Raw genomic sequence first — 26,460 nt, forward strand, 5'->3', positions numbered from 1 at the left:
TTTTATGCTGCTATTCATTGTTAGCTTTGGTTTCTTTGTATGTAGAGCTGCTTATTATCGAGAGAAGTTATTGCCCTCGACATTTAATTTAGCTTTTTGTTTATTCTTATATGAAGCACAACGGCGGGTTGAAGAGGTCTAAGGCGGTCAGCGTAGATGTTGAGCAAGTAGTTCTAAGTGCAAAATATGAATTGACGGTAGTTAGTGGGCACTTACCGTGATTTAAGTCATAGACGATTGTTCGAGAAGCATTAATTTTAAGCTCTGAGTGGTAATTTAAGCGCCAACAGAGAATACAAGAACTGAATGTGAGTTGAATTACGTACAATCGGCGTGTGACACGTTGAGCGGGCTTCGACGGTGATATCGTTTATGGGGAGAAAGAAGCTTTATCTAAAGTCAGGTAGTTTGTGTTTACCCAGTTGTTTGTGTACCTAACAACTAACCATGTATCAGGTGCCGTATTTAGTGTTGAGTTACTGAGCCAACTAGCCACTTAGTCAGTTTGATTCGAGACCGTAGTTTACTTCAGGGTAGGGACCGATATTGAGAATACTGGTTTACAAAGCATTTACTGCCAAAGAGCAGTTCGCATTAGATATCAGTTAGTTATAAGCAAAAAAAAGCCCCACCGAAGTGAGGCCTTATCACCAAATCTAAAATAGATTAAGCGTTAACGTGAGCAACTGCATCGCGAACAAGCTTGCCTAGTTCGTCCCACTTACCTTCGTCGATAAGGTTAGTTGGAACCATCCAAGTACCACCGCACGCAAGTACAGAAGGGATAGATAGATATTCATCTACATTCTTCAAGCTTACACCGCCAGTAGGCATAAATTTAACAGGGTAAACCGCTGTTAGTGCTTTAAGCATACCAGTACCGCCAGACGGCTCAGCAGGGAAGAACTTCAATGTGCGAAGGCCCATTTCCATTGCTTGTTCAACTAGGCTTGGGTTGTTAACACCCGGTACAATAGCTACGCCTTTATCGATACAGTATTGAACAGTACGTGGGTTAAAACCTGGGCTTACGATGAAATCAACACCGGCTTCGATAGACGCATCAACTTGCTCGTTAGTCAGCACTGTGCCTGAACCGATTAGCATGTCAGGGAACTCTTTACGCATGATGCGAATCGCTTCGATTGCACATTCTGTACGTAGTGTGATTTCTGCACATGGCATGCCGTTTTCAACAAGAGCTTTACCTAGAGGGATAGCATCTTCAGCACGGTTGATAGCGATTACAGGAATTACTTTTAGGTTTGCTAGTTGTTCATTTAATGTAGTCATGAATTCTTTCTCACGTTAATTATGGGCTTGCTTTTAACTAAGCAAGCCCTTGATTAATACATAAAGTGCGTAATTATAAAGACAGATCAGGCGTCGCATCTACAGGAATGATAGCACCTGGATGCTGAATCACGGTTCCTGCCACAATATGACCGGCAAATGCGGCATCACGAGCATTACCACCGCTCAAACGCTTAGCTAAGAAGCCAGCACTGAACGAGTCGCCAGCGGCCGTAGTGTCTACGATGTTGTCAACTGGGTTTGGAGCTACGTATTGAGCACTTTGGCTTTCAACGACTAAGCAGTCTTTTGCGCCACGTTTGATAACGATCTCTTTCACACCAGACTCAGACGTACGAGCAATACATTGTTCAATGCTTTCGTCGCCGTACAACTCTTGCTCATCATCAAACGTCAGTAGGGCCGTGTCGGTGTACTTGAGCATTTTCAAGTACCAAGAAATCGCTTCTTGTTGGCTTTCCCAAAGTTTAGGACGGTAGTTATTGTCGAAGAATACTTGGCCGCCTTGAGCTTTAAATTTGTCTAAGAAGTTAAACAGCTGTGTACGGCCATTTTCTGTCAAGATAGCAAGTGTAATACCGCTTAGGTAAACCGCATCAAAAGAGAATAGCTTATCAAGTAGAGCAGGCGTGTCTTGCTGATCAAACATGAACTTCGCTGCAGCATCACTACGCCAGTAGTGGAAGCTACGCTCACCAGTTTCATCGGTCTCGATGTAATAAAGCCCTGGTTGTTTGTGATCGAGCTGAGCCACTAAGCTTGTGTCGATACCTTCAGCTTGCCACTTTTCTAGCATGTCAGTACTGAATGGGTCGGTGCCTAGTGCGGTTACATAGCTTGTTTGGATACCATGCTCTTTTGTTAAGCGTGACAGGTAAAGTGCCGTATTTAGTGTATCGCCACCAAAACTTTGCTTAAGCCCATCTTGTTTCTTTTGTAGCTCAACCATGCACTCGCCAATGACCGCGATGTTTAATGATTTCATATGCTTACCTTAGCAACTGAGGTTGCGCTATTCATTATTTTAGGAAGTCTTCACGCGCAGGGTTGAAGATATCTAGAAGGATGCTGTCTTGCTCTAGTGCAACCGCACCGTGCATCATGTGTTTACGAGCGAAGTAAGCGTCGCCTTCTTTAAGTACTCTCTTCTCGCCTTCAATCTCAGCTTCAAAGCTGCCGCGAACAACATAACCGATCTGGTCATGAATTTCGTGTGTGTGAGGATGGCCAATCGCACCCTTATCAAAACAAAGGTGTACAGCCATTAGATCGTCGGTGTAAGCAACGATTTTACGCTTAATACCGCCACCAAGTTCTTCCCACGGATTTTCATCTAGCATAAAGAAAGAGTTCATTGTGTATCTCCTAATCTGTTTAAATCTTTTAAGTGTTACTTAGCTTGCATTCATAATAAGGGAATGAGCTTAATTGTAATACAATATATCTAAAATTGTGTGATATTGATCAAGTGATACTTTATATTGCGTAAATAAATCAATAACTTAACAAATGCTCTAAATTTATCATTAGTTAACTACATCAATGACTTATGATGATTTATGTGATTCTACTCATCATTTAGCATCGAATAGGTATGATTAAAGCTCATATTGTATTACTTTATATGGAGTTTGAAAATTTAATCAAAGTTTAAACAGATAAACTCTTTATTGAGGGTGACAAAGAATATGACTACCAAACCAGTATTGTTGACTGAAGCAGAAATTGAGCAACTTCACCTTGAAGTGGGCCGTTCTAGCTTAATGGGCAAAACCATTGCAGCGAATGCGAAAGACTTAGAAGCGTTCATGCGTTTACCTATTGATGTTCCAGGTCACGGTGAAGCAGGGGGTTACGAGCATAACCGCCATAAGCAAAATTACACGTACATGAACTTAGCTGGTCGCATGTTCTTGATCACTAAAGAGCAAAAATACGCAGACTTCGTTACAGAATTATTGGAAGTGTACGCAGACAAATATCTAACGTTTGATTACCACGTACAGAAAAACACTAACCCGACAGGTCGTTTGTTCCACCAAATCCTGAATGAACACTGCTGGTTAATGTTTTCAAGCTTAGCTTACTCTTGTGTTGCTTCAACATTGACACAGGAACAACGTGACAACATTGAGTCTCGCATTTTTGAACCAATGCTAGAAATGTTCACAGTGAAGTACGCACACGACTTCGACCGCATTCACAATCACGGCATTTGGGCTGTAGCGGCTGTGGGTATCTGTGGTCTTGCTTTAGGCAAGCGTGAGTACCTTGAAATGTCGGTTTACGGCATCGACCGTAACGATACGGGCGGCTTCTTAGCGCAAATTTCTCAACTGTTTGCACCTTCTGGTTACTACATGGAAGGTCCTTACTACCACCGTTACGCAATTCGCCCAACGTGTGTGTTCGCTGAAGTTATTCATCGTCACATGCCCGAAGTTGATATCTACAACTACAAAGGCGGCGTGATTGGTAACACAGTACAAGCAATGCTTTCTACTGCTTACCCGAACGGTGAATTCCCAGCATTAAACGACGCGTCTCGCACAATGGGCATTACTGATATGGGTGTTCAGGTTGCCGTAAGTGTTTACAGCAAGCATTACTCTTCTGAAAGTGGCGTTGACCAAAACATTCTTGGTATGGCGAAGATTCAAGACGCAGTATGGATGCACCCATGTGGTCTTGAGCTATCTAAAGCCTACGAAGAGGCTTCAGCTAAACAAGAAATCGGCATGCCTTTCTGGCCAAGTGTTGAATTGAGCGAGGGTCCTGAAGGCCACAATGGTGCACAAGGCTTTATCCGTATGCAGGATAATAAAGGTGACGTTTCTCAACTTGTTATGAACTACGGTCAACACGGCATGGGTCACGGCAACTTCGATACGCTGGGTATTTCTTTCTTTAACCGCGGTCAAGAAGTGTTGCGTGAATACGGTTTCTGTCGTTGGGTTAACGTTGAGCCAAAATTTGGCGGTCGCTACCTAGATGAAAATAAATCTTACGCTCGTCAAACGATTGCACATAATGCAGTAACGATTGATGAGAAATGTCAGAACAACTTTGACGTTGAGCGTGCTGACGCAGTACACGGTTTGCCTCACTTCTTCAAAGTGGCAGATGAGCAAATTAACGGTATGAGCGCATTTGCTAACGACCATTACGAAGGTTTTGACATGCAACGCAGTGTGTTCATGCTAAACCTTGAAGAGCTTGAGTCTCCGCTATTGTTAGACTTGTACCGCTTAGGTTCGACAAAAGGCGGCGAAGGCGACCACCAGTTTGATTACTCTCATCAATATCAAGGTCAAATTATTCGCACTAACTTCGAATACCAAGCAAACAAAGAGCTAAACACACTAGGAAGTGACTTCGGTTACCAACACCTATGGAATGTAGCGAGTGGTGAAGTGAATGGTACTGCGTTAGTTAGCTGGTTACAGAACGACACGTACTATACTTGGTTGGGTACAAGTTCGAACGAGAACGGAGAAATCATCTTCACTCGCACTGGTGCTAACGATCCAAGCTTTAATTTACGTTCAGAGCCTGCATTCATTCTACGTAGCAAAGGCGAAACAACATTGTTTGCTTCTGTGCTAGAAACGCACGGTTACTTTAACGAAGAATTCGAGCAATCAGTAAACGCTCGTGGTGTTGTGAAAAACATCAATGTTGTTGCTCACACGAATGTAGGTTCAGTAGTAGAAATTACGACAGAGAAATCAAACGTGACAGTGATGATCAGTAACCAACTTGGCGCAACTGACAGCACTGAACACAAAGTAGAACTGAACGGCAAAGTATACAGCTGGACAGGCTTCTACTCAGTAGAAACGACTTTAGAGCAGGGGAAATAATAATGAGCTATCAACCACTTTTACTTAACTTTGAAGAAGCAGCAGAGCTTCGTAAAGAACTTGGCAAGGATAGCCTATTAGGTAACGCACTAACTCGTGACATTAAACAAACTGACGCTTACATGGCTGAAGTTGGCATCGAAGTTCCAGGTCACGGCGAAGGTGGCGGTTATGAACATAACCGTCATAAGCAAAACTACATCCATATGGATCTAGCGGGTCGTTTGTTCCTTATCACTGAGGAAACTAAGTACCGTGATTACATCGTTGATATGCTAACAGCGTACGCGACGGTATACCCAACATTGGAAAGCAACGTAAGCCGTGACTCTAACCCTCCGGGTAAGCTGTTCCACCAAACGTTGAACGAGAACATGTGGATGCTTTACGCTTCTTGTGCGTACAGCTGTATTTACCACACAATCTCTGAAGAGCAGAAGCGTCTGATCGAAGACGATCTTCTTAAGCAAATGATCGAAATGTTCGTTGTGACTTACGCACACGACTTCGATATCGTACACAACCACGGCCTATGGGCAGTGGCAGCGGTAGGTATCTGTGGTTACGCGATCAACGATCAAGAATCTGTAGATAAAGCACTTTATGGCCTGAAACTGGACAAAGTAAGCGGCGGTTTCTTAGCGCAACTTGACCAACTGTTTTCGCCAGACGGCTACTACATGGAAGGTCCTTACTACCACCGCTTCTCTCTACGTCCAATCTACCTGTTCGCAGAAGCGATTGAACGTCGTCAGCCTGAAGTCGGTATCTATGAATTCAACGATTCAGTGATCAAGACAACATCTTACTCTGTATTCAAAACCGCATTCCCAGACGGTACATTGCCAGCTCTGAACGATTCATCGAAGACGATCTCTATCAACGATGAAGGCGTTATCATGGCAACGTCTGTGTGTTACCACCGTTACGAGCAGACTGAAACTCTGCTTGGTATGGCTAACCACCAACAAAACGTTTGGGTTCATGCTTCAGGTAAAACATTGTCTGACGCTGTTGAAGCAGCTGATGAAATCAAACCATTCAACTGGGGTAGCCTGTTCGTTACCGACGGCCCTGAAGGTGAGAAAGGCGGCGTTAGCATTCTTCGTCACCGTGATGAGAAAGACGACGATACCATGGCGTTGATCTGGTTCGGTCAACACGGCAGCGATCACCAGTACCACTCTGCGCTAGACCACGGTCACTACGATGGACTGCACCTAAGTGTATTCAACCGTGGCCACGAAGTGCTGCACGATTACGGCTTCGGTCGCTGGGTAAACGTTGAGCCTAAGTTTGGTGGTCGTTACATTCCAGAGAACAAGTCTTACTGTAAGCAGACGGTTGCTCACAACACAGTAACGGTTGATCAGAAAACGCAGAATAACTTCAACACAGCATTGGCTGAGTCTAAGTTTGGTCAGAAGCACTTCTTCGTAGCAGACGACGAGTCTTTGCAAGGCATGAGCGGCACAATTTCTGAGTACTACACAGGCGTAGACATGCAACGCAGCGTGATTCTTGCTGAACTTCCTGAGTTCGAGAAGCCGTTAGTGATTGATGTTTACCGCATCGAAGCTGACGCTGAGCACCAGTACGATCTTCCCGTTCACCACTCTGGCCAGATCATCCGTACTGATTTCGATTACAACATGGAAAAAACGCTTAAGCCATTAGGTGAAGACAACGGTTACCAACACCTATGGAACGTGGCTTCAGGCAAAGTGAACGAAGAGGGTTCTCTAGTAAGCTGGCTACATGACAGCAGCTACTACAGCCTAGTAACCAGCGCTAATGCGGGCAGCGAAGTGATTTTTGCTCGCACTGGTGCTAACGATCCAGACTTCAATCTTAAGAGTGAACCTGCGTTTATCTTACGTCAGTCTGGTCAAAACCACGTGTTTGCTTCTGTACTAGAAACGCATGGTTACTTTAACGAATCTATCGAAGCCTCTGTAGGCGCTCGTGGTCTAGTTAAATCAGTGTCTGTTGTGGGCCATAACAGTGTCGGGACTGTTGTTTGCATTCAGACTACTTCTGGCAACACTTACCACTACGGTATCTCAAACCAAGCTGAAGACACGCAGCAAGCAACTCACACTGTTGAGTTCGCGGGTGAGACATACTCGTGGGAAGGATCATTTGCTCAACTGTAAATGATTAACATACATGCCGTTTAACCATGGCATGTATTGATGTGGTGCTTTGCGGGAACGAAGCATCACATTGAATTCAGTCGTGATTGTAAAATCGTTCGTTGATACCAACAACGACTGAATACATCGGGAATAAGTCAAACCGAGTAACTCACTGCGAGTTGCTCGGTTTTTTTATGCGTGTAGGAAAGGAAAAATGTGGGAAAAGAAAGAGAATGCGTTAAATAATAGAAAACAGTCACTATGGTGTCGATGTGTAAGCTACAGTAAGTGTTAGGAATAAAATAACTAAGGATAAATCATGAAGTTAATGGAAGGGTTGGCGTTAATACTTACAGCTTCTTGTTCTACTTATACGCTAGCAAATGACACGCAAAATCACGCGAATACAGATCAATTCGTGCGTTACCATTATCAAGACAAAATCAGCTACGGAAAGTTGACGAAAGGTACTATTTTTCCAATCAATGGTGACATCTTTAGCGAGTACTCCGTTGAGAAAACCTCGATTCCACTTGAATCGGTTGATCTACTGCTTCCGACTGAACCAGAAAAAGTATTTGCCGTTGGCATGAATTACGTGAGTCACGCCGCTTCTCATCCTGATTTACCACCGCCATTATTTCTGAAGCTTCCATCTTCTTTGATTTTATCGGGTGAAACTATTCATGCCCCTTTTGATGCTCAGAACGTGCATTTTGAAGGTGAGCTCGTCGTAGTGATAGGAAAAGAGATCAGTAAAGCGAGTCAAGAAGAAGCTGAGGATGCGATTTTCGGTGTCACGGTGGGTAATGACATAACGGAGAGAAGTTGGCAGAACAGTGATTTACAATGGTTACGAGCTAAGGCATCGGATGGATTTGGACCGATTGGTCATACTATTGTGAAAGGGGTTGATTATAACGATGTCGAACTTACAACACGTGTTAACGGCGATATCGTCCAGCAAGAAAATACATCTTTCATGATTCACAGCCCGCGAAAAGTTGTCAGTTACTTAAGCCATTACTTTACTCTAAAACCAGGTGACCTTGTATTTATGGGCACACCGGGGAGAACGCATGCATTGGTCGATAAAGATCAAGTATCGGTCACGATCAAAGGGGTAGGGACTGTCACTAATGAAATACGTTTCTAATTTTGAAACCTGCTTATCGTTTGTCCATGAACAAAAAAGCCTACTCTGCAAGTAGGCTTTGATAGACATCTATGATGTATTGATTAAATAAAGGCTTTTCTTGCTTTGGCTGCTAACCATTCTGAGAAGACGACTGTCACTAAAATCGCAAAGAAAATCACCGTTACTTGAGGCCATGCTAGCATCGCCATCGACTCCTGCAGTTTCAATCCAATACCGCCAGCTCCTACTAAACCTAAGACTGTAGACTCGCGGATATTGATATCCCAGCGAAACAAGCTTGTGCCGATGAAACTTGGCATTACTTGCGGAAGAATGCCGTAGTTCAATACTTGCAGGGGAGATGCACCCGTCGATTGAATCGCTGACATCTGCGTGACGTTCACTTCTTCAATCGCTTCATACATCAATTTAGCCACGAAACCAATTGAGCGCAGAGCAATCGCGATAATACCGGCCAGTAATCCAGGACCTATGATTGCCACCAACAAGAGCGCCCAAATTAGCGAGTTGATCGAACGACTTGCCGCAATGATGAACAGTGCGATAGGCCTGATAAACGTAGTGCTTGGCGTTGTGTTGCGTGCGGCTAAGAATGCAACTGGAAATGCCAGTACGATCCCTAACAGTGTGCCAAGTGTTGCGATATTAATTGTGTCCCACAAAGGGCTCCAAAGAGACTCTAAGTAACTCCACCTTGGTGGCCACATACGTGAAGATATATCAGCAAGTTGGTTCGGTGAATCAGTTACAAAGTACCAAATCGTATCTTTGTTCATGATTTGCCATGCAAAAACAGTTAAAGCAACAAAGCAAAGCCAGCCTATCCAGAGCATCAGGCTCTGTTTATTGTCGTAACGCTTCCATTGGGTACGATTGATGACGCTTGTCGGTGTGTTATTTAGCGTGCTCATTGAGTCGTTCCTTACTGCACATACTTACGGATGATAGTTGATAGGTATTCACACAACATCACAATCACGATAATAATCAATAGAATAGCAGCGGCTGCGCTGTACTCATAGCGGTCCATTGCTGTGTTTAACGTAGCACCAATACCACCTGCGCCAACAATGCCGATTACAGCAGATTCACGAAAATTGATGTCGAGTCGGTACATCGAAAGCCCAATGAAACGAGGCATCACTTGTGCTTGAATTGCGTAATTAACTTGTTGTAGCCAACTCGCCCCTGTTGCACGCATTGCCGTCAGTGGTGCTGGGTCAATGGCTTCAATCTCATCGGCGAACAGTTTTGCGAGAAAGCCGATAGTGGCAAATGTGAGAGTGACAAAACCAGCAAACGTACCGAAGCCAAACAGAGCCACACACAAAATCGCGACAATGATCTCTTGTAAGCTACGGGCGATAGAAATAAACGCGCGGCAGAACAGGTAAACCGGAGTCGGAGCAAGGTTTTTCGCTGCACCTAATCCAAATGGAATAGAAAGAATAACACCAGCCACGGTCGATGTGAGCGTCATGGTTAAGCTTTCAATTAAACCTTGCGAGATGTTATTCCACCGTCCACCGAAATCTGGGTTCATGAAAGCCAAAATGAACTGCCAGCCGCGCTCGCTACCTTCGTAAATTCGAGTCCAGTTTACGTGTACCGATTGAGTCGCAAGGTATAAATACACCGCGACGATGATGACTAAGCTCCAACGTAACCAAGGGTTGGAAATCAGTGGCGGCTTGGTCCATTGTTTTGGATATGACTGAATCATACTGTTGCCTCAGACAAATGAGGGTGAGTGATGCTCAGGTCATCTTCCTCTTCTTCTACCTGTTGGCTCCAATCCTCTTCACCGTAGATCTGTGTGAGTACGTCTTCGGTGAGCAGGTTTGGTTGGTTATCAAATACCACACAGCCTGCATTTAGGCCGACAACTCGGTCAACAAACTGTTTTGCTAACTGAACGTCGTGAATATTGATGATGGCTGGAAGTCGTTGCTCTGAACAAATCTCGCTGATCAATCGCATGATCTGACGAGCAGTACGTGGATCGAGTGCGGCTGTTGGTTCATCAATCAGTAATAGCTTTGGTTTTTGAGCAAGCGCACGCGCAATACCGACACGCTGACGCTGACCACCTGATAAGGCATCGGCTCTTTTATTGGCGTGCTCTAATAATCCAACTCGGTCGAGTAGGGCATAAGCGGCTTGGATATCCGATTCAGGGAAACGACGAGTAAAGCTTTGCCAGAAATTCACGTATCCCAAACGTCCTGAAAGTACGTTTTCCATCACCGTTAAGCGCTCAATCAATGCGTATTCTTGGAAAATCATCCCAATTTCACGTCGAGATTGTCTTAGCTGGCGCTTAGACAGCGTCTCTAAGTTGGTATTGGAAAAGATAACTTCGCCGCTGGTGGGCTCTGTTAGTCGGTTAATACAACGGATAAGTGTTGATTTCCCTGCTCCTGATGGGCCAATTAATCCAACAACTTCGCCAGCATTCACTGACAAGCTGACGTTAGTTAGGGCTTTGTCAGAACTGGAATAGTGCTTGGTAAGCCCTTTAAGGGTAAGAGTAGACATAAAATTCCTATAAGACGGTGTACTAAGAGTTCGCCAGAGGCAGGCGTGGAGAGCAAACCGGAAAGAGTGTTGAATAACTGCAGGCGTGTTTGCCTGCAGTTAGTATTTCTGTGTTATTGGCTTTTTAGTTCGCTTGAACTTAGCTACACGTGTAAGACACTTTGTTCGCTGTATCGATAGTTCGGATCACTTCCCAGTGCTCTTGATAAGTGATTGGAACAAATTTTGCCTCGCCGTTACGTTCGAATTCTTCTTGCAGTTTGGTGCCTTCCCAATCAAACGTGAAGAATGCTTGTTGAATCTTTTCTTGTAGTTCAGGTGTTAGGTTATGTGCAGTACCGTAAGCGGTAGTCGGGAAGGTTTGTGACTTGTAGATACTTTTGATTTGGTCTTCTTTTACTACTTCACGTGAAAGCATGCGGTTCAACACCGAGTTAGCAACGGCCGCCGCATCGTAATCCTTATGTGCTACACCTAAGATAGAGTTGTCGTGCGCGCCAGAGAACGCAGGTTTAAAATCACGATCCGGTTGAAGTTGGTATTCAGCATCTAAAATTGCAGATGGAGCTTTGAATCCAGAGTTAGAAGTTTGCGCTGTGAAAGCGAGATTTTTACCTTTCAGATCTTCTACTTTTTCAATGCCAGAACTAGGATGAGTGATGATTTCCATTTCGTAACCGAAAGAACCATCTTCAGCCGCCATCATGGTAAAAGGAGCGAAACCAGCACAGTTGACCGCTAGTGGGGTAGAGCCAGTGTTGAAGCCTGCAATATGTAGACGCCCAGAACGCATGGCTTCAATTTGAGCTGCGTTATTTTGTACAGGAAAGAAACGAACCGTTTTTTCGGTTGTTTTTTCTAGGTGGCTCAAAAACTCGCTCCACACATCAGCGTATACTGCTGGATCTTCAACTGGCGTGTAAGCAAAAATCAGCGTGTTTGGGTCGACCCATTGTGATTCATCTTGGGGAACGTCAGCAACTAAGTTACCAGAACGATCTTCGTATCGTGAATCCATTGCTAATGCAGAACCAGAAAAAATCAGCGCAGCAGTAATAGCGCTTTTAAGCGTGAGATTAGTTTTTGTCGGTTTCATTGTTTCAGTCCAATTGAGTTATCTGTTGGGAAGGGAGTATAGGAATCGACGATGACAGAACCGCTGCTTTTTGATGACGGATTTATGAATGGTGTAACATGATGTTTCTCGTTAAATGAAATTAGATGCTTTTAACTATCTGATTTAGCGGGTAAATTAATGGGCTATTCTTTGTTTGATTTTACTCAATTGGCTGTAGGTTGAAATACTGTTATAGTAATCCTTAAATAATACATAAACATAACATATAAAATAAGTGAACTTATGGTTAGCACTTTTAATTCAATTTCGGGCTCGAAGCGTAGCCTGCACGTGCAAGTAGCGCGTGAAATCGCTCGTGGAATCTTGTCTGGCGATCTGCCGCAAGGTTCTATTATTCCTGGTGAAATGGCGTTATGTGAACAGTTTGGTATTAGCCGAACGGCACTACGTGAAGCAGTTAAACTATTAACTTCTAAAGGTTTGTTAGAGTCCCGCCCGAAAATCGGTACTCGTGTAGTCGACCGCGCATATTGGAACTTTCTTGATCCTCAGCTGATTGAATGGATGGATGGTCTAACCGACATAGATCAATTCTGTTCTCAGTTTTTAGGCCTTCGCCGTGCGATAGAACCTGAAGCGTGCGCACTGGCGGCTAAATTTGCAACGGCTGAACAACGCATTGAACTTTCAGAAATCTTCCAAAAAATGGTAGAAGTGGATGAGGCTGAAGTATTTGATCAAGAGCGTTGGACAGATATTGATACTCGTTTTCATAGCTTGATCTTTAATGCGACAGGTAATGACTTCTACCTGCCATTCGGCAATATCTTGACTACGATGTTCGTGAACTTCATCGTGCACTCTTCTGAAGAAGGAAGCACGTGTATCAATGAACACCGTAGAATCTATGAAGCAATCATGGCTGGTGATAGTGATAAGGCACGAGTTGTGTCTGCTGCACACTTGCAAGATGCCAACCACCGTCTGGCGACAGCGTAATAGAAATAGTCTAGAGCGTAGGTAGATGAGTCACCTCATATAGAGATGAACAGCATTACGCTCGGATAAACGACTTAAAAGGGTATGCCAAGTGCATACCTTTTTTGTTGTCTACCGTTTACGAAAATTGGCTGCTTTCATGTATGAAAAAAGCCAGAGACTGTTGTCTCTGGCTTTGAGTTGTTTCAATATTCTAGCTTAAACAAGCGGCTAATCATGATGTTCGTAAGTCTGCTTTTGTTTCTGCTTTTTCTTCATTTTTAACGTTGAATAAACCGAGAATACAGCTAACATGATAAACGCGAGAGCAATAGGGCGCTCATAAAGGAAAGACCAACTGCCATCGTACATCAGTAGTGATTTTCTAAGGTTTGTTTCTGCCATTGGCCCTAAGATGATCGCAAGCAGAATCGGTGAAGAAGGGATATCCAGTTTAGTTAAGATAAAGCCAAGTAGACCGAAACCGATTGCAATACCCACATCAAACATCGAGTTGTTAATTGCGTAAGCGCCGACAATTGAAAGGAAGACAATGATTGGAATCATGATGATCTTCGGTACTTCAATGATTCGACAGAAGAAGCGAATACCCAGTAAACCAATCACTAACATCACAAGGTTAGCGACCAACATTGAGCTGAACACGCCATAAACCACTTCGGGGTTTTGGGCGAATAGCAGTGGGCCTGGTGTGAGTCCTTGTACTATAAGTGCACCAAGAAGAACCGCTGCCACGGCATCTCCAGGAACACCTAGTGTTAATAACGGAACTAGCGAGCCACCCGTTACGCCGTTGTTTCCAGATTCAGCGGCTGCAAGGCCACGAACCGAGCCTTTACCAAACTCTTCTGGGTTCTTAGACGAACGTTTTGCTTCGTTGTAACAAACAAATGCAGATATATCAGCACCAGCACCCGGTACCGAGCCGATAGTTGTTCCCATCAAACCACTTTTTATGGCCGTTGGTAGCATTTCTTTGAGATCACTTTTACTTAATAGTTTGTGGTCAAATTTCGGTGCAACGACTTTCTTTTCAGAGAACAGCTTCTCTAGTTGGTTTAATGCCTCAGATAGAGCGAATAAACCAATCAAGACAGGGATGACATTGATTCCGCTGTAAAGATCCATGATGTCAAAAGTAAATCTTGGCACACTGCTGATTGGGTCGAGTCCAACAGTTGAAACCAATAATCCAATGGTTCCCGCAAGTAACCCTTTAAAAATGTTGTTCGAAGAAACACTCGCAATAATCGTTAAACCAAACAGAGCGAGTGCAAAATATTCTGGCGCATTAAAACGCAGTGCAAAGGTCGCTAATTTAGGCGCAATCGCGATGAGGACGATAGTACTTAACAGCCCGCCAATAAATGATGCAACAGCAGAAATACTTAATGCTCTTGCGGCTTGTCCTCTAACAGCCATAGTGTGACCGTCGAGTACACTTGCTGCAGAAGCCGGTGTTCCTGGGGTTTTAAGTAAAATTGCGGCAATTGAGCCACCGTAAATCCCACCAATGTATACACCAATTAACATCACAAGGGCTGAAGTCGGTTCCATGCCAAAGGTAAATGGAAGGAGAATTGCCACGCCCATTGTCGCTGTAAGTCCGGGTAGTGCGCCTAAAATAACGCCGCCCAGTACGCCAAAAACAAGGACAGGAAGCACTGCAAAGCTAACTGCAGTTGCGAGACCATCGATTAGATATTCAAACATATGACCTCCTAAGACCACGTTGCTTCAGGAAGCGCGATGTAGAACACCTCGCCAAATAGATAGTAAACCGCGAACACAAAGAAAACGGCGACAACGTAATAGATTGGCTTCTTCACTTTGAAGTAAACGAGGTAGAACATAAATGCAATCAAACTAGCATAAAGGTAGCCAACTACACTGATGAGTAATGCGTAGCCAATAAGAAAAGCAACGCCGAAAATCGACATCTTGCTTATCATCGCTTCTTGTTGTTCAGAGGCACCTTTTAATTTGTGTTGAACGATGAGAACAATACAGATAGCAATTTGGGCAATCACAATCATCATCGGGAAGAATTTTGCATCGACACTTGCATCTTGGTACATCGGACGATCAAATTGAGTGATCAGCGCGAACGCGATTGCGCTAAGGATAATGATGATAGAAGGGAAAACGACGTTTCGGTTTAAGTAAGAGTGAGAGTTAGACATGGAGTTTACCCCTAAAAAGTAAAGCAAGGGAAAGGTACAAACTAGTAACAGAGGCACAACTGATAAAAGCTGTGCCTCTGAACAAAGGTTATTGAATTAATTGAGTCAATGATTTTGTATCTTCTGCAACAAACTCAGTGAAGGCTTTGTCATCAAGATTGTGAATCGTCATTGCACCTTTCGCCATGAAAGTTTTGAACTCTTCACTTGCCATTGCTTCATCAAATGCAGCCCCCAACTTCTCGATTACTGCATCAGGTGTATCTTTTGGAGCACCAATACCGCGCCATGTACCTGTTACTACATCAATGCCTTGCTCTTTCAAAGTAGGAACATCTGGAATGTACTGAATACGTTCTTCAGACATGACACCTAATGCTTTTAGTTGGCCTGAACGAAGTTGAGCGATAGCTTCACCAGGAGTAACCATAGTGACGTCTGTGTGATGGCCTAGTACAGCAGGGATTGCTTCTGATGCACCGTTGTAAGGGATAGCGTTTAATTTAATGCCTTGATCTTTTTCAAGAGACATTAGGTAGAAGTTTGGCGCAGCGGTTGAAGCGAATTTTACGCTGCCTGGTTTTTCTTTGGCTTCCTTAATCAGGTCGTTAATCGTGTTGTATGGGCTATCTGCTGCAACCAATACGACCGCAGGATCTAAGTTAACTAAACGAATGAGTTTAAAGTCGTCAGCGGTATGACGCATCAAACCCATTTGAGGAAGTGAAGCGATTTCACGTGTTACTACTGTTAATGTGTAACCATCCGCACGCTGCTGAGCACCAAAGCTCATCCCAACTGCGCCTGCACCACCAGTACGGTTCATGATTGAAATATTTTGCCCAAGAATGTCTTTCGCGCTATTTGCAAGAGTACGACCAACGGCATCGGTGCCGCCGCCCGCGCCAAATGGCACAACTAAGCGAATGTTTTTGCTTGGATAGTCAGCTGCAATTGACGTTGCAGAAACAAGTATACCGGCTGCTAGCATAATGGATTTTAATAGTTTACTCATAATAAGTACCTTCTGTTTCTAATTATTAGCGATATGTTTTTGTAGGGTTTTCTGCTTTTTCTGTTTGGTATTCGTGCATTGCTAACTGTTCAATAGCTATCGCTATCCAGCCACTGATCAGCATGTCATACCATTGTTGTACACCACTGCAGGCAACAACCACGTTTCCGTAAACAAACGAACCATAAAACAGTAAGTCTTCGTCACGTAGTGAAGATGGGTGTTGGGAGTGCAGTGTTAGATTGCTTGTCGATTCTCGCCACGCTTGTTGTGCTTTCTTACGGGCAAGGTGATCAAACTTGATTGTCCAGTTGTCAGGAGCTCCTAACGACTCTTCATATAGAATGGCGTCTTCAAAAGAGGCTTCCCAAGGCTTGAGGTGTGGATTCATAACGACAATATGCAGTTCTTTTCTATTCGTTCTTTCAAACAGCTTGTCGATAGAGGGTTTAACGATATCGATAGCGTCTTGAGTGATATCTTTCATTGATCGCATTCCACATGTCCTTACGTTTGGTAGATGAATATAGAATATTGTATGACAATAATTCTTCAATTAACGATGACTTGGAAGCGGGGAGCGATCACAAGTGAAAGTCTTCTAACAAGACTTCGATCTTGTTTTGACCATATTCTGGCGGAAATAGTGTGATTCTGGTCTTTTTTTGAGCTGGGTGTAAATGGACACAGATCCAGTTTTATTTTGGCTGATTTCCTAGATATAAATTCACCACCATATGCTCGCCGTTCTGTTAATTCATAAGGGAGAAAATTTTGGCTTGATAATCGAGCGTCCTATAACACAACGAGTTATATGCGAACATGTCAGCGGCTCACCTGCAAGACGCTAACCACCGTTAAGCTAAACGCGCGTTTCAACTATTATGTGAACCACTTAAACGTCCCGATGAACCATTTATAGGTTCATCAAAACCAGTCAAAAAGGTATACCAAGTGAATGCTTTTTTTGTTTTTAAGAAGTGTGTTGCACCATGTGTAGCACGGTTTTGGTTCACTCCCGATTAACTCTTTCTTAAGGCAATTTTTCTTGTATACGTTTAGCGGTAGTTCTTTCTACCATCGTAATTAAGAGAATATTGCGGCGAGATTTGTGTTTTAGACACTCGATCTCTCCTCAAATAATTATGCGCCATCCATGATTTTTCATTTTTTACCTTTTGAATCCATCATCATCTCAACAAGATATGTGGCTTCTATATTGAGTAACTTACGTAGAATTCTAATAGAATTAGCTACTCTCAATTGATATAAAACACTGGTTTATTGTGTGATAAATGAGGGTGATTCAGCTCTGATTTGGCTTTTATTATTTTTGAGAATTTTATATTTATATGTGTTTGGTTGTATTTGTTAATAAGTGTGCAAAGTCTCACTTTTTTGTAAGTCATTGATTTTTATAGGGTGGGTGTTATTGGTGGGTGGTTTTTCATGTTTTCACCTCAAACCCCAGTAATTTCCTTAATGGATTAGCCATATTCCATCCTATGTCATATATATAATTAACTTAATCAATCAAAATAAGATCACCATCACTTATTTGGATTATTGTACTACAAATAAGGTTTGAGATTTCCTATAGTCCTCGTATCAAATTACAACGGACAAAGGATACACGATGGAACTCAACACGATTATTGTCGGCATTTATTTCCTATTCTTGATTGCGATAGGTTGGATGTTTAGAACATTTACAAGTACCACCAGTGATTACTTCCGCGGGGGCGGTAATATGCTATGGTGGATGGTTGGTGCAACCGCCTTTATGACCCAGTTTAGTGCATGGACATTCACCGGTGCGGCAGGTAAAGCGTATAACGATGGTTTTGCCGTAGCGGTTATCTTTATAGCCAATGCTTTTGGTTACTTCATGAACTTTGCATACTTCGCGCCTAAGTTCCGCCAACTACGTGTAGTGACGGTAATAGAAGCAATCCGTATGCGTTTTGGCGCGACTAACGAACAAGTGTTTACTTGGTCTTCAATGCCAAACAGTGTGGTTTCTGCAGGTGTATGGCTAAACGCATTAGCAATCATTGCTTCTGGTATCTTCGGCTTCGACATGACAGCGACTATCTGGATTACTGGTTTAGTAGTATTAGCTATGTCGGTAACGGGCGGTTCATGGGCAGTTATCGCATCTGATTTTATGCAGATGGTTATCATCATGGCAGTTACGGTGACTTGTGCGGTTGTAGCGGTTGTACAAGGTGGTGGTGTTGGCGAAATCGTCAGTAACTTCCCTGTAGCAGAAGGCGGTTCATTCCTTTCTGGTAACAACATTAACTACCTAAGCATCTTCAGCATCTGGGCATTTTTCATCTTCGTGAAGCAATTCTCAATCACGAACAACATGCTTAACTCTTACCGTTACCTAGCGGCTAAAGACTCAAAGAACGCTAAGAAAGCAGCGCTACTTGCATGTATTCTAATGCTTTGTGGTGTATTCATCTGGTTCATGCCTTCTTGGTACATTGCTGGTCAAGGTGTCGACCTAGCAGCAGCTTACCCAGAAGCAGGTAAGAAAGCGGGTGACTTTGCATACCTATACTTTGTACAAGAGTACATGCCAGCAGGTATGGTAGGTCTTCTAGTTGCAGCGATGTTTGCAGCGACAATGTCTTCAATGGACTCAGGTCTAAACCGTAACTCAGGTATCTTTGTTAAGAACTTCTACGAAACTATTGTTCGTAAAGGCAACGCAAGTGAGAAAGAGCTGGTAACAGTTTCTAAGATTACTTCTGCAGTCTTCGGTATTGCTATCATTCTTATCGCCCAGTTCATTAACTCGCTTAAAGGTTTGAGCCTGTTCGATACAATGATGTACGTTGGTGCTCTAATCGGCTTCCCAATGACAATCCCTGCATTCCTTGGCTTCTTCATCAAGAAGACTCCAGACTGGGCAGGTTGGGGTACGCTAGTAGTGGGTGGTCTTGTGTCTTACTACGTAGGTTTCGTTGTAAATGCTGAAATGGTGTCATCTGTATTCGGTCTTGAAGAGCTAACGAGCCGCGAATGGTCTGATGTTAAAGTTGCGATTGGTCTAATTGGTCACATCACACTAACAGGTGGCTTCTTCATCCTATCGACATTGTTCTACAAACCACTGTCTGATAAGCGTCAAGCAGACGTTGATAAGTTCTTCGGTAATCTGTCTACTCCTCTAGTTGCGGAGTCAGCGGAACAGAAAGTACTGGATAACAAGCAGCGTGAAATGCTTGGTAAACTGATTGCAGTAGCAGGTATTGGTATTATGCTAATGGCTCTGCTAACTAACCCAATGTGGGGACGTCTAGTCTTCATCTTATGTGGTGTGATTGTTGGTGGTGTTGGTGTACTACTTGTGAAAGCGGTCGATGATGGCGGCAAGCAAGCGAAAGCAGTGACTGAAAGCTAATACATAGAAAACGTTTATAATAGAATGCGACGACTCGAAAGGGCGTCGCATTTTTTGCTTTGCGAAGCGAGTAAACGTGTCAGCCTTACAACATCAGACCTAAATCACGAAAACTGTAAAAAATTGTACGATTGAACCGAAATACATTCAATTGTCCTACAATAAGACGTATATTGTTGCTAATTCCTTTCAGTCAACTTGAAAATAAGTGAGTTAGAATGAGCGACCAAAAATCTCTTGATGCAATCAGGAAGATGAAGCTGGAGAATGATACTTCAGCAGGTAATCTTGTAGACCTACTCCCTATCGAAGTACAGAAACGTGACTTCGACCTATCATTCCTAGACAACTTGAGCGAAGCGCGTCCACGTCTTCTTGTTCAAGCTGATCAGTTAGAAGAATTCAAAGCGAAAGTGAAAGCTGATGAAGCTCACTGTATGTTTGATGATTTCTACAACAACTCGACAGTTAAGTTCCTTGAGACTGCTCCTTTTGAAGAGCCTCAAGCGTACCCAGCTGAGACGGTAGGTAAAGCCTCTTTATGGCGTCCTTACTGGCGTCAAATGTACGTTGATTGCCAAATGGCATTGAACGCGACACGTAACCTAGCTATCGCTGGTGTAGTAAAAGAAGACGAAGCGCTCATTGCTAAAGCAAAAGCTTGGACTTTAAAACTGTCTACCTACGATCCAGAAGGCGTGACTTCTCGTGGCTATAACGACGAAGCGGCTTTCCGTGTTATCGCTGCTATGGCTTGGGGCTACGACTGGTTACACGGTTACTTCACCGATGAAGAGCGTCAGCAAGTTCAAGATGCTTTGATTGAGCGTCTAGACGAAATCATGCACCACCTAAAAGTGACGGTTGATCTATTGAACAACCCGCTAAACAGCCACGGTGTTCGTTCGATCTCTTCTGCTATTATTCCAACGTGTATCGCGCTTTACCACGATCACCCGAAAGCAGGCGAGTACATCGCATACGCGCTAGAATACTACGCAGTACATTACCCGCCATGGGGCGGTGTAGACGGCGGTTGGGCTGAAGGTCCGGATTACTGGAACACACAAACTGCATTCCTAGGTGAAGCATTCGATCTATTGAAAGCATACTGTGGCGTAGACATGTTTAACAAAACATTCTATGAAAACACCGGTGACTTCCCGCTTTACTGTATGCCTGTTCACTCTAAGCGCGCGAGCTTTTGTGACCAGTCTTCAATCGGTGATTTCCCAGGTCTAAAACTGGCTTACAACATCAAGCACTATGCGGGTGTTAACCAGAAGCCTGAATACGTTTGGTACTATAATCAATTGAAAGGCCGTGATACTGAAGCACACACCAAATTCTACAACTTCGGTTGGTGGGACTTCGGTTACGACGATCTTCGTTTCAACTTCCTTTGGGATGCACCTGAAGAGAAAGCACCATCGAACGATCCACTGTTGAAAGTATTCCCAATCACGGGTTGGGCTGCATTCCACAACAAGATGACTGAGCGTGATAACCATATCCATATGGTATTTAAATGTTCTCCGTTTGGCTCAATCAGCCACTCTCACGGTGACCAAAATGCATTCACGTTGCATGCATTCGGTGAAACGCTAGCGTCAATCACTGGCTACTACGGTGGTTTCGGTGTTGATATGCACACGAAATGGCGTCGTCAAACGTTCTCTAAAAACCTTCCACTATTTGGCGGCAAAGGTCAGTATGGTGAGAACAAGAACACAGGCTACGAAAACCACCAAGATCGTTTCTGTATCGAAGCGGGCGGTACTATTTCTGACTTCGACACAGAATCTGATGTGAAGATGGTTGAAGGTGATGCAACGGCTTCTTACAAGTACTTCGTTCCTGAAATTGAATCTTACAAGCGTAAGGTCTGGTTCGTTCAAGGTAAAGTATTCGTAATGCAAGACAAGGCAACGCTTTCTGAAGAGAAAGATATGACTTGGCTCATGCATACCACTTTCGCAAACGAAGTGGCAGACAAGTCTTTCACTATCCGCGGCGAAGTTGCGCACCTAGACGTAAACTTTATTAACGAGTCTGCTGATAACATCACTTCAGTTAAGAACGTTGAAGGCTTTGGTGAAGTTGACCCATACGAGTTCAAAGATCTTGAGATCCACCGTCACGTTGAAGTGGAATTCAAGGCGTCTAAAGAGCACAACATCCTGACGCTTCTTGTTCCTAATAAGAACGAAGGCGAACAAGTTGAAGTGTCTCACAAGCTTGAAGGCAACATGTTAGTGCTCAATGTTGACGGTGAAACGGTTTCGATAGAACTGTAATTCGCTGAAGTAACAGAAGCTAGATATAAAAACTCCGAGTGAAAGTTCGGAGTTTTTTTTTGCCTAGCGAAAATGACAATCTTTATTCCAATGTACCTTCATTTTACTTGGGTTAATGCTAAAGAGCATTTGATAGCCTCTCAACGGCAAACCAATGGTACGGGCTGATGGAGCTGATGTAGGGCAAGACAGGACACGTATTCGACAATAATGTTGAGTGCAAATGTTCAGGGTCGTATAAGAGGCTCGTATGTATGGCTTTGTGGTTTCCAAGAAATTTTCATCACTTATTAATAATGAAGGACCTCAGCCACTGGTAGAAAAAGAAATAGAGAACTAAAAGTAGGTTGGTTTAAGTGTGCTCATATTTATTGCGTTAACTATAATGTGCGACATTTTTTAAATGAACGGTTTCTTAAAGGGGATATCGTTCCGGTAAATATAAAACGTAAGCCATATTTTGTCGTAAATTGTATCGCCGTCACAACTTACGCCTAAGCATCAAATGAATGCCTTAAAACTATTGCGAAACGAGAAAGACGTAGTTATTATAATGAGCATATAATCATACAATACTATATTTGGAGTTTGAACATGACTAAACCTGTAATCGGTTTCATTGGCCTAGGTCTTATGGGCGGCAACATGGTTGAAAACCTGCAAAAGCGCGGCTACCACGTAAACGTAATGGACCTAAGCGCTGAAGCTGTTGCTCGCGTTACAGATCGCGGCAATGCGACTGCATTCACTTCTGCTAAAGAACTCGCTGCAGCAAGTGACATTGTTCAATTTTGTCTTACAACTTCAGCTGTTGTTGAAAAAATCGTATACGGCGAAGATGGCGTTCTTGCGGGCATCAAAGAAGGCGCAGTACTAGTAGACTTCGGTACTTCTATCCCTGCTTCTACTAAGAAGATCGGTGCAGCTCTTGCTGAGAAAGGCGCTGGCATGATCGACGCTCCTCTAGGCCGTACACCTGCACACGCTAAAGATGGTCTTCTGAACATCATGGCTGCTGGCGACATGGAAACTTTCAACAAAGTTAAACCTGTTCTTGAAGAGCAAGGCGAAAACGTATTCCACCTAGGTGCTCTAGGTTCAGGTCACGTGACTAAGCTTGTGAACAACTTCATGGGTATGACAACTGTTGCGACTATGTCTCAAGCTTTCGCTGTTGCTCAACGCGCTGGTGTTGATGGCCAACAACTGTTTGATATCATGTCTGCAGGTCCATCTAACTCTCCGTTTATGCAATTCTGTAAGTTCTACGCTGTAGACGGTGAAGAGAAGCTAGGTTTCTCTGTTGCAAACGCAAACAAAGACCTTGGCTACTTCCTTGCTCTTTGTGAAGAGCTAGGTACTGAGTCTCTAATTGCTCAAGGTACTGCAACAAGCCTACAAGCTGCTGTTGATGCAGGTCTTGGTCAAAACGACGTACCAGTAATCTTCGACTACTTCGCTAAACTAGAGAAGTAATCGACGTACGACCTCGTTAGGGTATGGCTTGTCTTTTTGGCAGCGATACCTCAACGAGGTTCGTTTTTATCTGCAGTTCATATTTTCTCATACAACTCTTCGTAATCGTTTTTCTTTCTACTATTCTTCCTTTCTAATTACGTTCTGTTTTGCCTAATCAAAGCTCTAATTTGATTTCAACTCTTAATGCGTTAGTTTCCAACGCCATTCAGCTTCAAGCCATTATCCTCGTATCAAGCCAATCGCCTATCTTTTGGTAAACCGAAACCTTAGTCAATTAAGTTCCTAGTAAACCAAGCCGCAAACTTTAAAACCAACACTGTTGTTGTCTAGCTTTAAGCGGATTATCAGCTCGAACACCTGAAAAGAAAGCAAAAAAAAGCCCACACAGCTGGTGACTATGTGGGCGTATTCGGACGAGCCGTCTGAAAAAACGAATGAACAATCATAAGTGAAATAACGATTAACGAGATCCCCCGACAGTTTCTACGTTAAACGTGTTCAATGACCTCAAAGCAAATTGCTTCAATTACCACTTTGAATTGAACAAAAGGATTCAGAAAGAACTTAAGTTATGATTCAAATACACCATACATCAAGGCTTATTGTATTACAAATAAATCTTGGTCTTGAATGCCTTTAGTGAATGGTTGGTTTGTGAAAGTGTGAGTTCATCGTCATTTTTACGCATGATTAGATCGCAGAGGACAGTTAAAATTATTGATGATAATTATCGGCGAAAATAGGATCTTTTTATTTAAAGTTCGGATATTTTACAAAATTTTGACGATTTTATCCGACAAGGATAAAGTAAAAATGCATAAATGATACCTATGTCACAGGGTGTTTACAGCCGGTTTTAATATATCAAGATCGCTCACAGAAAGAGCTGCCAATTAAACATACAATATTAATTAAATTGTGGTTGTAGCGATGAATCGACATGGATACGTAACGTTTTACCGTATCTTCGATAATGCAAAATATGACCATTTTATTCGGATGAAAATAATAGACATAGGTTATATGGATAATGAGTTTTATGAATTCAAAATTGTCTCTAGGGTTTAAAGGAAAACTGATTTTAATGGTGGCTATCGTTAGTACCAGTGCTTTAGTATTCACGAACTGGTTTACGCTCGATTTGGCGACAGAACAAGTCAACCAAACGATTTACAACGAGATCGACCATTCGTTAACGATAGAAATTAACCAAATTGAAAATACCGTTCAGAGAACCATCGATACCGTAAATTCAGTTGCTCAAGAGTTCATGAAGTCACCATACCAGGTACCTAACGAAGCGCTTATGCACTATGCCGCTAAGCTAGGTGGCATCGACAAAATTGTGGTGGGTTTCGACGACGGACGTTCTTATACATCTCGACCTTCAGAGTCTTTCCCTAACGGTGTTGGACTAAAAGAAAAGTATAACCCAACGACTCGCCCTTGGTATCAACAAGCGAAACTGAAGTCAGGTTTATCTTTTAGTGACCTATTTTTCACTAAGAGTACTCAAGTACCAATGATTGGTGTGACGTATTCGTATCAAGACCGTGTGATCATGGCAGACATTCGATTTGATGACTTAAAAGCGCAACTCGAACAGTTAGACGGAATTTATCAAGCGAAAGGTATCATTGTTGATGAAAGAGGGATGGTTGTTGCTTCAACAATAGAGAACGTACTTCCGCAAACCAACATATCTTCTGCAGACACGCAGATGAAACTCAAAAATGCCATTGAACAGCCTGATCAATTTATCGAGGGCGTAATTGATGGAAACCCAAGGATCTTGATGGCGAAGAAAGTTGATATCGGCAGCCAAAAAGAGTGGTACATGATATCCAGTATCGATCCTGAGCTAGCGCTCGATCAATTGAACGGTGTGATGTCAAGTACTCGAATGCTGATTGTCGCTTGTGTATTTGGTTCAGTGATACTGATGATATTACTTCTGAATCGTTTTTACCGCCCAATAGTGTCGCTGCGCAAAATCGTTCACGATCTATCTCAGGGCAACGGAGACTTAACTCGAAGGCTGGTAGAGAAGGGCAATGATGACTTAGGGCACATCGCTAAAGACATCAATTTGTTCATCATTGGCCTGCAAGAAATGGTTAAAGACGTGAAATTCAAGAACTCGGATCTCGATACCAAAGTTTTGAGTATTCGAGAGGGCTGTAAAGAGACCAGTAATGTGTTGAAAGTTCACACTGACGAAACCGTTCAAGTTGTCTCTGCGATTAATGGGCTTTCAGAAGCGTCTAACGAAGTAGAGAAGAGCTCTCAATCGGCGGCAGACGCAGCGCGAGATGCGGCCGTGTTCAGTGATGAAACCAAGCAAATCAATACGGTAACTGAAACGTATATCAGTGATCTTGAAAAGCAAGTGTGCACGACTTCTGATGACATCCGGTCTATGGCCAACGAAACGCAGAGCATACAGTCTATCGTTTCTGTGATTGGTGGTATTGCTGAGCAAACCAACTTGCTGGCATTGAATGCGTCGATAGAAGCAGCGCGTGCCGGCGAACACGGTCGAGGTTTTGCTGTGGTGGCTGATGAAGTTCGTGCACTGGCTAACCGAACTCAAATCAGCACTTCTGAAATAGAAGAGGCGCTATTGGGTTTACAGTCGAAATCAGATGGTTTAGTTAAATCGATTGAACTGACCAAAAGTAATTGTGAGATGACTCGTGCTCAAGTAATCCAAGCGGTAAACATGCTGGCTAAGCTAACTGAGCAGATGGAAACCGTGAGCCGTTTCAATAACGACATTTCGGGGTCTTCTGTGGAGCAAAACGCATTGATTCAGAGTATTGCTAAGAACATGCATAAGATTGAAAGCTTCGTTGAAGAGCTGAACAAGTTAAGCCAAGACCAACTGACAGAGTCGGCAGAAATCAAAACGCTTAATGGCAGCGTCAGTGAGCTTATGAGCAGCTTTAAAGTTTAGCAGGTTCACAATTAATATTTAAATTG

Annotated in this window: 19 protein-coding genes; 8 read left to right on the forward strand and 11 right to left on the reverse strand. The window is 43.2% G+C overall.

The window, feature by feature from the left end; translation table 11 throughout:
* Positions 1-666: 666 nt before the first annotated feature.
* From L8S15_RS20085 to L8S15_RS20095, 3 genes are all read right to left on the reverse strand, one after another.
* Positions 667-1,293 carry a bifunctional 4-hydroxy-2-oxoglutarate aldolase/2-dehydro-3-deoxy-phosphogluconate aldolase gene (locus L8S15_RS20085; protein WP_010438323.1) on the reverse strand — a complete coding sequence of 209 codons (627 nt, stop codon included), beginning with the start codon at positions 1,291-1,293 and terminating at the stop codon, positions 667-669.
* 73 nt (positions 1,294-1,366) lie between these two features.
* A complete protein-coding gene (locus tag L8S15_RS20090) occupies positions 1,367-2,299 on the reverse strand; it encodes a sugar kinase (RefSeq protein WP_010438326.1) in 933 nt (310 codons plus the stop codon).
* Positions 2,300-2,333: 34 nt separating this feature from the next.
* Complete coding sequence (locus tag L8S15_RS20095) at positions 2,334-2,669, reverse strand: cupin domain-containing protein (protein WP_010438329.1); 336 nt, start codon at positions 2,667-2,669, stop codon at positions 2,334-2,336.
* 333 nt (positions 2,670-3,002) lie between these two features.
* Here L8S15_RS20095 and L8S15_RS20100 point away from each other — a divergent pair, with 333 nt between their 5' ends.
* From L8S15_RS20100 to L8S15_RS20110, 3 genes are all read left to right on the forward strand, one after another.
* The gene (locus L8S15_RS20100; protein ID WP_016768615.1) at positions 3,003-5,177 is read left to right on the forward strand and encodes a heparinase II/III family protein; all 2,175 of its coding nucleotides are present in this window, start codon (positions 3,003-3,005) and stop codon (positions 5,175-5,177) included.
* Between the two features lie 2 nt (positions 5,178-5,179).
* The gene (locus L8S15_RS20105) at positions 5,180-7,333 is read left to right on the forward strand and encodes a heparinase II/III family protein (protein ID WP_280574861.1); all 2,154 of its coding nucleotides are present in this window, start codon (positions 5,180-5,182) and stop codon (positions 7,331-7,333) included.
* A gap of 301 nt (positions 7,334-7,634) precedes the next feature.
* Positions 7,635-8,471, forward strand: coding sequence for a fumarylacetoacetate hydrolase family protein (locus L8S15_RS20110; RefSeq protein ID WP_016768617.1), 837 nt, complete (start codon positions 7,635-7,637; stop codon positions 8,469-8,471).
* An 83-nt stretch (positions 8,472-8,554) separates the two neighbouring features.
* Here the strand turns inward: L8S15_RS20110 and phnE (L8S15_RS20115) are convergent, their stop codons facing one another.
* The 4 genes from phnE (L8S15_RS20115) to phnD form a co-directional block, all read right to left on the reverse strand.
* A complete protein-coding gene (phnE, locus tag L8S15_RS20115) occupies positions 8,555-9,385 on the reverse strand; it encodes a phosphonate ABC transporter, permease protein PhnE (RefSeq protein ID WP_010438340.1) in 831 nt (276 codons plus the stop codon).
* An 11-nt stretch (positions 9,386-9,396) separates the two neighbouring features.
* Positions 9,397-10,197, reverse strand: coding sequence for a phosphonate ABC transporter, permease protein PhnE (phnE, locus tag L8S15_RS20120; RefSeq protein WP_010438342.1), 801 nt, complete (start codon positions 10,195-10,197; stop codon positions 9,397-9,399).
* Positions 10,194-11,012 (reverse strand): phosphonate ABC transporter ATP-binding protein, encoded by an 819-nt coding sequence (gene phnC, locus L8S15_RS20125; protein ID WP_010438343.1) that lies wholly within the window; start codon positions 11,010-11,012, stop codon positions 10,194-10,196. Before phnC ends, phnE (L8S15_RS20120) begins: the two co-directional genes overlap by 4 nt.
* A gap of 139 nt (positions 11,013-11,151) precedes the next feature.
* Positions 11,152-12,108: a phosphate/phosphite/phosphonate ABC transporter substrate-binding protein gene (phnD, locus tag L8S15_RS20130; protein ID WP_010438345.1), complete on the reverse strand. Its 957-nt coding sequence runs from the start codon at positions 12,106-12,108 to the stop codon at positions 11,152-11,154.
* Between the two features lie 264 nt (positions 12,109-12,372).
* Here phnD and L8S15_RS20135 point away from each other — a divergent pair, with 264 nt between their 5' ends.
* Complete coding sequence (locus tag L8S15_RS20135; RefSeq protein WP_010438348.1) at positions 12,373-13,089, forward strand: FadR/GntR family transcriptional regulator; 717 nt, start codon at positions 12,373-12,375, stop codon at positions 13,087-13,089.
* Between the two features lie 210 nt (positions 13,090-13,299).
* Here L8S15_RS20135 and L8S15_RS20140 read toward each other — a convergent pair whose 3' ends face one another.
* The 4 genes from L8S15_RS20140 to L8S15_RS20155 all read right to left on the reverse strand — a co-directional run bounded on the left by L8S15_RS20140 (position 13,300) and on the right by L8S15_RS20155 (position 16,783).
* Positions 13,300-14,802, reverse strand: a complete 1,503-nt coding sequence (locus L8S15_RS20140) for a tripartite tricarboxylate transporter permease (RefSeq protein ID WP_280574866.1) — start codon at positions 14,800-14,802, stop codon at positions 13,300-13,302.
* A gap of 8 nt (positions 14,803-14,810) precedes the next feature.
* Entirely contained in the window at positions 14,811-15,272 is a 462-nt protein-coding gene (locus tag L8S15_RS20145) for a tripartite tricarboxylate transporter TctB family protein (protein ID WP_280574868.1), read from the reverse strand.
* A gap of 88 nt (positions 15,273-15,360) precedes the next feature.
* Positions 15,361-16,287: a tripartite tricarboxylate transporter substrate binding protein gene (locus L8S15_RS20150; protein ID WP_010438355.1), complete on the reverse strand. Its 927-nt coding sequence runs from the start codon at positions 16,285-16,287 to the stop codon at positions 15,361-15,363.
* Positions 16,288-16,312: 25 nt separating this feature from the next.
* Positions 16,313-16,783, reverse strand: a complete 471-nt coding sequence (locus tag L8S15_RS20155) for a hypothetical protein (RefSeq protein WP_010438357.1) — start codon at positions 16,781-16,783, stop codon at positions 16,313-16,315.
* Positions 16,784-17,923: 1,140 nt separating this feature from the next.
* Here L8S15_RS20155 and L8S15_RS20160 point away from each other — a divergent pair.
* The 4 genes from L8S15_RS20160 to L8S15_RS20175 all read left to right on the forward strand — a co-directional run bounded on the left by L8S15_RS20160 (position 17,924) and on the right by L8S15_RS20175 (position 26,434).
* A complete protein-coding gene (locus L8S15_RS20160) occupies positions 17,924-19,702 on the forward strand; it encodes a transporter (protein WP_010438360.1) in 1,779 nt (592 codons plus the stop codon).
* A gap of 218 nt (positions 19,703-19,920) precedes the next feature.
* On the forward strand, positions 19,921-21,999 hold the full coding sequence (locus L8S15_RS20165; RefSeq protein ID WP_010438362.1) for a DUF4962 domain-containing protein: 2,079 nt from the start codon (positions 19,921-19,923) through the stop codon (positions 21,997-21,999).
* Between the two features lie 594 nt (positions 22,000-22,593).
* The gene (locus tag L8S15_RS20170; RefSeq protein WP_010438364.1) at positions 22,594-23,475 is read left to right on the forward strand and encodes an NAD(P)-dependent oxidoreductase; all 882 of its coding nucleotides are present in this window, start codon (positions 22,594-22,596) and stop codon (positions 23,473-23,475) included.
* A 1,087-nt stretch (positions 23,476-24,562) separates the two neighbouring features.
* Positions 24,563-26,434, forward strand: a complete 1,872-nt coding sequence (locus L8S15_RS20175) for a methyl-accepting chemotaxis protein (RefSeq protein ID WP_010438366.1) — start codon at positions 24,563-24,565, stop codon at positions 26,432-26,434.
* Positions 26,435-26,460: the final 26 nt, after the last annotated feature.

Origin of the sequence: Vibrio sp. S/42/10, assembly GCF_029890535.1 — a bacterium.
Taxonomy (GTDB): Bacteria; Pseudomonadota; Gammaproteobacteria; order Enterobacterales; family Vibrionaceae; genus Vibrio; species Vibrio cyclitrophicus.